The organism is Paraburkholderia sp. SG-MS1 (genome assembly GCF_012275575.1).
Classification (GTDB): Bacteria; Pseudomonadota; Gammaproteobacteria; order Burkholderiales; family Burkholderiaceae; genus Paraburkholderia.
Genome location: NZ_NPIH01000225.1, coordinates 30,447 through 40,733, shown reverse-complemented (window position 1 = coordinate 40,733; position 10,287 = coordinate 30,447). Strand labels below are relative to the sequence as shown.

10 protein-coding genes and 1 pseudogene are annotated in these 10,287 nt (G+C 62.3%); 7 read left to right on the top strand and 4 right to left on the bottom strand.

The window, feature by feature from the left end:
- The 3 genes from CIC12_RS20665 to CIC12_RS20655 all read right to left on the bottom strand — a co-directional run.
- On the bottom strand, positions 1-612 hold a 612-nt coding region (locus CIC12_RS20665; RefSeq protein ID WP_168666464.1), incomplete at its 3' end, for a DUF3106 domain-containing protein.
- A gap of 16 nt (positions 613-628) precedes the next feature.
- Entirely contained in the window at positions 629-1,054 is a 426-nt protein-coding gene (locus tag CIC12_RS20660; RefSeq protein WP_168666462.1) for a DUF3619 family protein, read from the bottom strand.
- Entirely contained in the window at positions 1,051-1,614 is a 564-nt protein-coding gene (locus tag CIC12_RS20655; protein WP_168666468.1) for an RNA polymerase sigma factor, read from the bottom strand. The genes CIC12_RS20660 and CIC12_RS20655 overlap by 4 nt, the downstream gene beginning before the upstream one ends.
- A gap of 365 nt (positions 1,615-1,979) precedes the next feature.
- Between CIC12_RS20655 and CIC12_RS20650 the strand changes: the two genes are divergently transcribed.
- The 6 genes from CIC12_RS20650 (at position 1,980) to CIC12_RS20625 (ending at position 9,098) form a co-directional block, all read left to right on the top strand.
- Positions 1,980-3,743, top strand: coding sequence for an acetolactate synthase 3 catalytic subunit (locus CIC12_RS20650; RefSeq protein ID WP_168666460.1), 1,764 nt, complete (start codon positions 1,980-1,982; stop codon positions 3,741-3,743).
- A gap of 110 nt (positions 3,744-3,853) precedes the next feature.
- Positions 3,854-4,345, top strand: coding sequence for an acetolactate synthase small subunit (gene ilvN / locus CIC12_RS20645; protein WP_025602412.1), 492 nt, complete (start codon positions 3,854-3,856; stop codon positions 4,343-4,345).
- A 144-nt stretch (positions 4,346-4,489) separates the two neighbouring features.
- Positions 4,490-5,506, top strand: coding sequence for a ketol-acid reductoisomerase (ilvC, locus tag CIC12_RS20640; protein ID WP_006048219.1), 1,017 nt, complete (start codon positions 4,490-4,492; stop codon positions 5,504-5,506).
- A gap of 141 nt (positions 5,507-5,647) precedes the next feature.
- A complete protein-coding gene (locus CIC12_RS20635; protein ID WP_042327503.1) occupies positions 5,648-6,286 on the top strand; it encodes a phosphatidylserine decarboxylase in 639 nt (212 codons plus the stop codon).
- Between the two features lie 23 nt (positions 6,287-6,309).
- Complete coding sequence (gene pssA / locus CIC12_RS20630) at positions 6,310-7,182, top strand: CDP-diacylglycerol--serine O-phosphatidyltransferase (protein ID WP_121317047.1); 873 nt, start codon at positions 6,310-6,312, stop codon at positions 7,180-7,182.
- 368 nt (positions 7,183-7,550) lie between these two features.
- Entirely contained in the window at positions 7,551-9,098 is a 1,548-nt protein-coding gene (locus tag CIC12_RS20625) for a 2-isopropylmalate synthase (RefSeq protein ID WP_168666458.1), read from the top strand.
- A gap of 149 nt (positions 9,099-9,247) precedes the next feature.
- Here CIC12_RS20625 and CIC12_RS20620 read toward each other — a convergent pair whose 3' ends face one another.
- Complete coding sequence (locus CIC12_RS20620; RefSeq protein ID WP_168666456.1) at positions 9,248-9,799, bottom strand: hypothetical protein; 552 nt, start codon at positions 9,797-9,799, stop codon at positions 9,248-9,250.
- A gap of 182 nt (positions 9,800-9,981) precedes the next feature.
- Between CIC12_RS20620 and CIC12_RS33265 the strand changes: the two are divergent.
- Positions 9,982-10,287, top strand: a pseudogene (locus tag CIC12_RS33265) (branched-chain amino acid ABC transporter substrate-binding protein); the annotation flags it as partial.

The following is a 10,287-nucleotide window of genomic DNA, read 5'->3' as shown; positions in this document are numbered from 1 at the left end:
ACTCGCGCCGTGCTCGCGTGCATTGACGATCCTGTCGAGACCCTTGATTTCGTTGCGCGCCGACGGCGGCGCGCTGACGACGCTCGGCCGCCGTTTGCGCTCGCTCGCGGCCAGCCGCTGCTTCTGTTCTTCGGGCAACTGCTGATAGGCCTTCCACGCGTTCTGACGAGCCTCGCGCGGCAATTCCTTCGACACCTGATAGTTTTCGCGTGCGACGCGCCGCTGGTCGGGCGTCATGCGCACCCATTCGCTCATGCGCTCATGCAGGCGCTTTTGCGCCTCGGGCGACATCTTGGGATAGCGCGACGCGATCTTGATCCACTTGCGTTTGCGTTCGTCGCTGAACGAATCCCACTGGGCTTCGAATGGCGCGAGCGCGAGATGTTCGGCCGAGGTGAGGCGCGACCACGCCATCGGGCTATTGCTGCCCGGCAGGCTCGGCAATTCGACGGCGAGGGTGGGAGCGGGCGTCCTGGCCGTGGCGTTGCCGCCGGCCGAGTGCCCGCTGATGGGCGACGGGCTCGGGTAAAAGCGCGGATACGTCGCGGCAAACGACACCAGGGCCGCGATCGCACATCCGAAAACAACGGCCAGGCCGCGCTTGTAACTCACCCGAAAAATCTCCCGCTCAGTGGTGGGCGCGTGAAAGGTACGCGTTGAAACCGTGGTCGAGATAGGCATTGAGCGGCAGGTCGTCGCTCAGCATGGCGGCATCGATATCGGCGAGTTCGGCGGTGCGCTGCTGGTCTTCCCAGTAGGCAATGCCGACGAGGCTCACGACCAGCGCGGCGAGCGGCCACGCGAGCGCGAAGCGGCGCAGCGGCGAACGGCGGCGCTGCGGGAATTCGACTTGCGGCAGACCGGACGGCATGCCGGCGAAAGCGGGCACCAGCACCGGCGCGCTGACGGCTTCGGGCTTCTTGCGGGCGAGCGCGGCACGGCGCGCCGCAGCGAGTCGATCGACGGTGGCGGGAGCAATGCTGGCGGCGTTTTCGTCGAGCGCGCGGCGCACCTGGCGCGCGAACTCGAGTTCTTTGGTTTCGAGGGAGCTCATAGGGTGATTCCTTTGGCCTTGAGCGCTTGCGCCAGCGTGTGGGTGGCCCGCGAACAGTGTGTCTTCACACTGCCTTCGGAACAGCCCATCGCGGCGGCAGTCTCGGCGACATCCATATCTTCCCAATAACGCATGAGAAACGCCTCCCGTTGACGTGCCGGCAATTTTTGGATCTCGTCGTCGATCGACTGCAGGATCTGCTCGCGTTCGAGTTTCCGCTCGTTGCTCTCGGCCCCGGCCGAGCCTTGCTGGGCCTCGAAGGTTTCCAGCGGATCGAATTCGTCGTCGTCGGCATTGCCGAGCGACGAGAACAGGCTAACCCACGTATTGCGTACTTTCGCACGACGGAAATAGTCGTGCATCGCATTCTGCAGAATACGCTGAAACAGGAGCGGCAACTCGGCGGCCGGACGGTCGCCGTATTTTTCGGCGAGCTTGATCATCGCGTCCTGCACGATATCGAGCGAGGCGTCGTCGTCCCGCACGGCGTAGACCGTCTGCTTGAATGCGCGCCTTTCGACGCCCGCCAGAAAATCGGCGAGTTCCTTGTCTGATGCCATCCGTTTGGGGGTCGGCGCAGCGAGCGTGCGCGTAATCGGTCGAAAAATGTCGCAAAGCTCGCGGATGCTAACAAACTTTTGCGCGGGCCGGGGCGAAACGTGGTCAACCTTGCGTCTACATAACAGGACTTTTGGGCGATGGCGGTCAATCCTGGAGTGTGGGGACAGGGCGCCAGGGCAATATTTGCTTGACCGCATGCGCGTCAGCAGATATCTTCGCTGGTTCGCAACATAAGTGACTTGTCTCAATTGAGGTGTGGCCCAAGAAGCTCACCTGTCAACTGGACGCGCCGCTTGAACCCGAGCCATAAGCCCGGCAGAGAGCACCCGATCAATTTTTTGCCGAAAATTCGAAAGGTGAATAAATGAATATGCCCAGCGCGGAATTCTCCACGTCGGATACGACTCCCCATCAGGAAGCTGACTCTATTGGCGGCACCGTGCTCATGAAGGCACTGGCCGACGAAGACGTCGAGTTCATCTGGGGCTATCCCGGCGGCTCGGTACTCTACATTTACGACGAGCTGTACAAGCAGGACAAATTCCAGCACGTCCTCGTACGCCACGAGCAGGCCGCGGTCCACGCCGCCGACGCGTATGCGCGTTCCACCGGCAAGGTCGGTGTGTGCCTCGTGACCTCCGGCCCCGGCGTCACCAATGCGGTGACCGGCATCGCCACCGCCTACATGGACTCGATTCCGATGGTGGTGATCAGCGGCCAGGTGCCGACTGCCGCGATCGGCCAGGATGCGTTCCAGGAATGCGACACGGTCGGCATCACGCGTCCTTGCGTGAAGCACAACTTCCTCGTGAAGGACGTGCGCGATCTCGCGGCCACCGTCAAGAAAGCTTTCTATATTGCCCGTACTGGCCGCCCCGGCCCGGTGCTGATCGACATTCCGAAAGACGTATCGAAAGCGCCTTGCCAGTACGAACCCGTGAAGAGCGTTTCGCTGCGCTCGTATAACCCGGTGACCAAGGGCCACTCCGGCCAGATCCGCAAGGCAGTCTCGCTGTTGCTGTCGGCCAGGCGTCCGTACATCTACACCGGCGGCGGCATCATTCTCGCGGACGCATCGCGCGAACTGAACCAGTTCGCCGACCTGCTCGGTTACCCGATCACCAACACGCTGATGGGTCTGGGCGGCTACCGCGCGAGCGACAAAAAATTCCTCGGCATGCTCGGCATGCACGGCACGTACGAAGCCAACATGGCGATGCAGCACTGCGACGTGCTGATCGCGATCGGCGCGCGCTTTGACGACCGCGTGATCGGCGACCCGGCGCACTTCGCGTCGCGTCCGCGCAAGATCATCCATATCGACATCGATCCTTCTTCCATTTCCAAGCGCGTCAAGGTCGACATTCCGATCGTCGGCGACGTGAAGGAAGTGCTGAAAGAATTGATCGAGCAGTTGCAGACGGCCGAGCATGGCCCGGACACCGCGGCACTGGCCGAATGGTGGAAGGACATCGAAGCCTGGCGCGCGAAAGACTGCCTGAAGTTCGACCGCAAGAGCGACATCATCAAGCCTCAGTACGTGGTGGAAAAGGCGTGGGAGTTGACCGACGGCAATGCCTTCGTGTGCTCCGACGTCGGCCAGCACCAGATGTGGGCCGCGCAGTTCTACAAGTTCAACAAGCCGCGCCGGTGGATCAACTCCGGTGGCCTCGGCACGATGGGCTTCGGCCTGCCGGCGGCGATGGGCGTGAAGATGGCGCACCCGGACGACGACGTGCTCTGCATCACGGGCGAAGGCTCGATCCAGATGTGTATCCAGGAGCTGTCGACCTGCAAGCAGTACGACACCCCGGTGAAGATCATTTCGCTGAACAACCGCTATCTGGGCATGGTGCGCCAGTGGCAGCAGATCGAATACAGCAAGCGCTATTCGCATTCGTACATGGATGCGCTGCCGGACTTCGTGAAGCTCGCCGAAGCGTACGGCCACGTCGGCATGCGTATCGAACGCACGGCCGACGTCGAGCCGGCGTTGAAGGAAGCGCTGCGCCTCAAAGATCGCACGGTGTTTCTCGATTTCCAGACCGATCCGACCGAAAACGTCTGGCCGATGGTCCAGGCCGGCAAGGGCATCACCGAGATGCTCATGGGCTCGGAAGATCTATAACGACCGTTCTGACGCCGGCTTCGTCACGCGCGCCTTCACGAAGGGCGAACGCGGACGAAGGGGGGTGAGGCGGCTCGCAGACATCGACAAACATCTGGAAGAAGCGAATCATGAGACACATCATTTCCGTCCTGCTGGAAAACGAACCGGGCGCGTTGTCACGCGTGGTGGGTCTGTTCTCGGCACGCGGCTACAACATTGAAACCTTGACGGTGGCTCCGACCGAAGACCGTTCGCTGTCGCGCATGACCATCGTCTCCATTGGCTCGGACGACGTGATCGAACAGATCACGAAGCATCTGAACCGCCTGATCGAGGTGGTGAAAGTGGTCGACCTTACCGAGGGCGCCCACATCGAGCGCGAGCTGATGTTGATCAAGGTGAGAGCGGTCGGCAAGGAACGAGAGGAAATGAAGCGGATGTCGGATATTTTCCGCGGCCGCATCATCGACGTCACCGAAAAGACCTACACGATCGAACTGACGGGTGCGAGCGACAAGCTCGACGCTTTCATCGAAGGGCTCGATTCCACGGCGATTCTCGAGACGGTCCGTACGGGCAGCTCGGGCATCGGGCGCGGCGAGCGCATTCTGAAGGTCTGACGCGCGGCGCCCCGGTGTCGTGCCTGGGCGCCGTGACCAAACGTTTCGATCGAGGTCGGGCAGTGCATCAGGAACCCGGCCAGCAACACACTATTCGCAGTATTTGCATTTCACTGATTCATCGAATTTAGCCAAGGAACCGACATGAAAGTTTTCTACGACAAGGACGCCGACCTCTCCCTGATCAAGGGCAAGCAAGTCACCATCATCGGCTATGGCTCGCAAGGCCATGCGCACGCGCTGAACCTGAAGGAAAGCGGCGTGAACATCACGGTCGGTCTGCGCAAGGGCGGCGCATCGTGGAGCAAGGCTGAGAACGCCGGCCTGCAAGTCAAGGAAGTGGCGGAAGCCGTCAAGGGCGCGGACGTCGTCATGATGCTGCTGCCGGACGAGCAGATCGCCGAAGTCTACGCGAAGGAAGTGCACGCCAACGCCAAGCAAGGCGCGGCGCTGGCATTCGCGCACGGCTTTAACGTGCATTACGGTCAAGTGATTCCGCGTGCCGACCTCGACGTGATCATGATCGCGCCGAAGGCGCCGGGCCACACGGTTCGCGGCACCTACTCGCAAGGTGGCGGCGTGCCGCACCTGATCGCTGTCGCGCAAGACAAGTCGGGCGCAGCACGTGACATCGCTCTGTCGTACGCAGCGGCGAACGGCGGCGGCCGTGCCGGCATCATCGAAACGAACTTCCGCGAAGAAACGGAAACGGACCTGTTCGGCGAACAGGCTGTTCTGTGCGGCGGTACGGTCGACCTGATCAAGGCCGGCTTCGAAACGCTGGTGGAAGCAGGCTACGCGCCGGAAATGGCTTACTTCGAATGCCTGCACGAACTGAAGCTGATCGTCGACCTGATCTACGAAGGCGGCATCGCGAACATGAACTACTCGATCTCGAACAACGCCGAATACGGCGAGTACGTGACGGGTCCGCGTATCGTGACGGCTGAAACGAAGAAGGCGATGAAGGCCGTGCTGACCGACATTCAGACGGGCGAGTACGCAAAGAGCTTCATCATCGAAAACAAGGCCGGCGCACCGACGCTGCAATCGCGCCGCCGTCTGACGGCCGAGCACCAGATCGAACAGGTCGGTTCGAAGCTGCGCGCGATGATGCCGTGGATCGCGAAGAACAAGCTGGTCGACCAGTCGAAGAACTAAGCGATTGACAGCTTGAGTCCGGTGCGCGGTGCTGCCGATGCTGTGCCGCGACAGCCGGGCAAATCAAAAAGCCGTCCAAGGGTGCTGAACCCTGGGCGGCTTTTGCTATCCTACGGTTTTACAAAAACACAGAAGCCATCCATGAATTACCCACATCCGATCATCGCGCGAGAAGGCTGGCCGTTCATCGCCATCGCGGCCGTCGTTGCACTACTGGTTCATGCCTTCGCGGGGTTCGGCATTGCATGGCTGTTCTGGCTGATCCTGATCTTCATCGTGCAGTTCTTCCGCGATCCGGCCCGCCCGATTCCCACTCAGGCAAACGCCGTGCTGTGCCCGGCCGACGGCCGCATCGTCGCAGTGGAAACCGCGCACGATCCGTACGCGAATCGTGAAGCGCTGAAGATCAGCGTGTTCATGAACGTCTTCAACGTCCACTCGCAGCGTTCGCCGGTCGATGGCGCGATCTCCAAGGTCGAATACTTCCCGGGCGCCTATCTGAATGCCGCAGTGGACAAGGCTTCGACTGAGAACGAGCGCAATGCGGTGGTGATCGAAATGGCCGGCGGCCAGACGGTGACGTCGGTGCAGATTGCCGGTTTGATCGCGCGGCGTATTCTTTGCTACGTCAGGGCAGGTGAGCCGCTTACCCGTGGCCAGCGTTACGGATTCATCCGGTTTGGCTCGCGCGTTGACGTATATCTGCCGGTGGGCAGCCGTCCGCGTGTGTCGATCGGCGAGAAGGTGTCCGCATCGTCCACGATCCTCGCTGAACTCTAAAGCGGCACACAGGAGGTTTTCGAATGGCCGCATTCAAACCGCGTCGACCCCGTAATAGCGGCGGACCGCTACCGCGTCCGTTCCGCCGCAACAAGCCGATGGTGGCGGAGTCGCCGGCCGTCGAGAGCCGGCGCGCGCAGCGTCAGCAGTTCCTGCGAAAGCGCGGCATTTATCTGTTGCCGAACGCGTTCACGACGGCGGCGCTGTTCTGCGGCTTCTTTGCCGTCGTGCAGGCAATGAACGTGCGCTTCGAAATCGCGGCCATCGCGATCTTCGTGGCGATGGTGCTCGACGGCATGGACGGTCGCGTCGCGCGGATGACGCATACGCAAAGCGCATTCGGTGAGCAGTTCGACAGCCTGTCGGACATGGTGTCGTTCGGTGTCGCGCCCGCGCTCGTCATGTACGAGTGGATTCTGAAGGACCTCGGCCGCTGGGGCTGGCTCGCGGCGTTCGTCTACTGTTCGGGCGCGGCGTTGCGGCTTGCGCGCTTCAATACGAACATCGGCGTAGTTGACAAGCGTTTCTTTCAGGGCATGCCGAGCCCGGCTGCGGCGGCGCTGATTGCCGGTTTCGTGTGGCTCGCCACCGACAACCGCGTGCCGCTGAAGCTGGTCTGGCTGCCGTGGGTCGCGTTCGTGCTGACCATCTACGCCGGCGTGACGATGGTGTCGAATGCGCCTTTCTATAGCGGCAAGGCGCTCGACGTGCGGCATCGCGTGCCGTTCGGCGTGATCCTGCTGGTCGTGGTCGCGTTCGTGCTGGTGTCGTCCGATCCGCCGCTGATGCTGTTCGGCCTGTTCGTGCTGTATGGTCTGTCCGGCTATGTGTTCTGGGGCTACCAGGCGTTGCGGGGCAGGGCGAATCCAGCTCGCTCGGTGGCGCACGACAGGTAACGGCCTGCCGCTTTCCACCCGGCCGCGACATGCAAAAAACGGCATCCTTCGAGGTGCCGTTTTTCTTTTGCCAGGCCCGCTTGGCGACGCCTTCAAGGCAGGTCCGACGCCAATTGCGTGGCAACGGGAATGCCGCTATAGTCATCGGATAACGTGCGTTCAGGCTCGCATTTGAGCCGCAATGCGAGCCTCGGCAAGCCGGCACACCGTCCCCACGTGGGAGTGCCGGCGCGGCTGCCCCGCTGATCGTCGACAATCGTTTCACCCTCCGTGTGCCGCGTCTGCGGCCGAGCGTCGCCAGCGCACGCAAAACGCCCGAACTCCAATATCCGATCCCCCCATCTGAACGACTCCTGAGGAGCCCCGACATGTCCGACAAACTGATCATTTTCGACACGACGTTGCGTGACGGCGAGCAATCGCCCGGCGCGTCGATGACGAAGGAAGAGAAAATCCGCATCGCCAGACAGCTCGAACGGATGAAAGTGGACGTGATCGAAGCCGGCTTCGCGGCAAGTTCGAACGGCGATTTCGATTCGATCCAGACGATCGCGGGGCTGATCAAGGACAGCACGATCTGCTCGCTCGCCCGTGCGAACGACAAGGACATCCAGCGCGCTGCCGACGCCCTCAAGCCGGCCGATCATTTCCGCATCCATACGTTCATCGCGACGTCGCCGCTGCACATGGAAAAGAAGCTGCGCATGACGCCCGACCAGGTATTCGAGCAGGCGAAGCTGGCGGTGCGTTTTGCGCGCAAGTTCACGGACGACGTCGAGTTCTCGCCGGAAGACGGCAGCCGCTCGGACATGGACTTCCTGTGCCGTGTACTCGAAGCGGTGATCGCCGAAGGCGCGACCACCATCAATATCGCGGACACGGTCGGCTACGGCGTGCCGGAACTGTACGGTCAGCTGGTGAAGACGCTGCGCGAACGCATTCCGAACTCGCACAAGGCGGTGTTCTCGGTGCATTGCCATAACGACCTCGGCATGGCGGTGGCGAACTCGCTGGCCGGTGTGCAGATCGGCGGGGCGCGCCAGGTCGAATGCACGATCAACGGTCTCGGCGAGCGCGCGGGTAATACATCGCTCGAAGAAATCGTGATGGCGGTGAAGACCCGCAAGGATTACTTCGGCCTCGAACTCGGCCTCGACACGACGCAGATCGTGCCGGCCTCGAAGCTGGTGTCGCAGATCACCGGTTTCGTCGTGCAGCCGAACAAGGCGGTGGTCGGCGCCAACGCGTTCGCGCATGCGTCCGGCATTCATCAGGACGGCGTGCTGAAAGCGCGCGACACCTATGAAATCATGCGCGCCGAAGACGTGGGCTGGAGCGCGAACAAGATCGTGCTCGGCAAGCTGTCGGGCCGCAATGCGTTCAAGCAGCGCTTGCAGGAACTCGGTATCGCGCTCGACAGCGAAGCGGAGTTGAACACCGCGTTCGCGCGCTTCAAGGAACTGGCCGACCGCAAGGCCGAAATCTTCGATGAGGACATCATCGCGATCGTCACGGAAGAATCGGCCGAAGCGCAGCAGAAGGAGCACTACAAGTTCGTGGCGCTGTCGCAGCATTCGGAAACCGGCGAGCAGCCGCACGCGAAGGTCGTGTTCTCGGTGGAAGGCAAGGAGATCACCGGCGAGGCGCGTGGCAACGGCCCGGTCGATGCCACGCTCAACGCGATCGAAACGGAAGTGGGCAGCGGCTCGGAACTGCTGCTGTACTCGGTCAACGCGATCACGACCGGCACCCAGGCACAGGGTGAGGTGACCGTGCGCCTGTCGAAGAGCGGACGGATCGTCAACGGCGTGGGCACCGATCCTGATATCGTCGCCGCTTCCGCGAAAGCGTATATCTCGGCGCTCAACAAGCTGTATTCGAATTCCGGCAAGCTGAATCCGCAGCGCTCGGAGTAAGGTGGCCGCAGCGCACCGCTGAGGTGGGCGCGCGAGCGGTTGTCTGAATCGAAAAAGCCCCATGCCTATGCAGGCACGGGGCTTTGTTTTGTGGCGAGCGCTTTGCGCACACCCAATGAAACAGAGGCGCAGTGCGTTCGCGCAAGCGCTCAGAACAGCGAGCGGCGGCCCGGATCGTGCAACGGGTCGGGCGTTTTCTGCGTGAGCCGCACGATGCCCTGTTCGTCGAAATAGAAGCTGTACATCATGTACCAGACGTTGTCTTCGAGGTAGCGATACGTCCAGACTTCGCGCTTCATCATCGGGAAATACGCGGTTTCGACCGGGCGGCCGAAATTCACCAGTACGTCGCTTTTGGTCCATTTGCCGATTTCGGCCCGATAGAACTCGTTGGGTTGCAGCACCTGGCGCACGTTCACGATCTTGCCGGCCGCGTCGATGTCGGCGGCGGTGGTCGTTTCGCCCATCGGCTGAGTTGGCCACATGAGGCGTCTGCCGCCGTTCGGCAGGTCGTAGACTTCGCGCGGCGGCCCGAGACGCGCGACGATGGTCGATTCATCCGCTCCCTGTTGATACTGCTGCCAGGGCTGCGCGCAACCCGCGAGCGTCAACGCGCTCAGGCAGACGAGCGCCGCGCGGCGCAGACGTCCGGCGGCCGGCGCTGCGCCCGGGGCCGCTGTGGCGTGATGACGGTTCAACATGGATTCCTCCGATGGTGTTTGAGTAGCGGTTTTTATCATCGAGACGCATCATTTTGACACGCGCTGTGGCAAAGATCTGCGCTTCGCGCAAGCCGTGCGCCTGGTACGGTAACGGCTATGCCGGCTTGCTTATTCCGCCCGGTACGTCCTATGATCCGCGCTTCGACGATTCAGGCGGGGCAATGACGATGGCGATGTGGCAACGGCGGGCGGCAGCGGCGCTGGCGGCGATTTCGATGGCCGCGGCGGCTTATGCGGCGGCCCAGACGGCGGCGAACCCGGGCGCCAATTCGACCGCGAACGCGACGAAGGCCGCCGGTGCGCCGATCCGGCTCGCGCTGATCGAGGGCATGTCGGGGCCGTTCGCGAACGCGGGCGCGGCGGTCGAGCGCAATCTGCGCTTCGGCGTCGAGCAGGTGAATGCGCAGGGCGGCGTAAAGCTCGCCGACGGCGCCCATCCGTTCGAACTGGTCGTCCTCGACAGCAAA

What these genes read in the sequence shown, in the direction of transcription:
- CIC12_RS20650 (WP_168666460.1), top strand. Translation starts at nt 1,980, where the DNA reads ATGAATATGCCCAGCGCGGAATTCTCCACGTCGGATACGACTCCCCAT.
- CIC12_RS20625 (WP_168666458.1), top strand. Translation starts at nt 7,551, where the DNA reads ATGTCCGACAAACTGATCATTTTCGACACGACGTTGCGTGACGGCGAG.
- CIC12_RS20660 (WP_168666462.1), bottom strand. Translation starts at nt 1,054, where the DNA reads ATGAGCTCCCTCGAAACCAAAGAACTCGAGTTCGCGCGCCAGGTGCGC.
- CIC12_RS20620 (WP_168666456.1), bottom strand. Translation starts at nt 9,799, where the DNA reads ATGTTGAACCGTCATCACGCCACAGCGGCCCCGGGCGCAGCGCCGGCC.
- CIC12_RS20635 (WP_042327503.1), top strand. Translation starts at nt 5,648, where the DNA reads ATGAATTACCCACATCCGATCATCGCGCGAGAAGGCTGGCCGTTCATC.
- CIC12_RS20655 (WP_168666468.1), bottom strand. Translation starts at nt 1,614, where the DNA reads ATGGCATCAGACAAGGAACTCGCCGATTTTCTGGCGGGCGTCGAAAGG.
- ilvC (WP_006048219.1), top strand. Translation starts at nt 4,490, where the DNA reads ATGAAAGTTTTCTACGACAAGGACGCCGACCTCTCCCTGATCAAGGGC.
- ilvN (WP_025602412.1), top strand. Translation starts at nt 3,854, where the DNA reads ATGAGACACATCATTTCCGTCCTGCTGGAAAACGAACCGGGCGCGTTG.
- pssA (WP_121317047.1), top strand. Translation starts at nt 6,310, where the DNA reads ATGGCCGCATTCAAACCGCGTCGACCCCGTAATAGCGGCGGACCGCTA.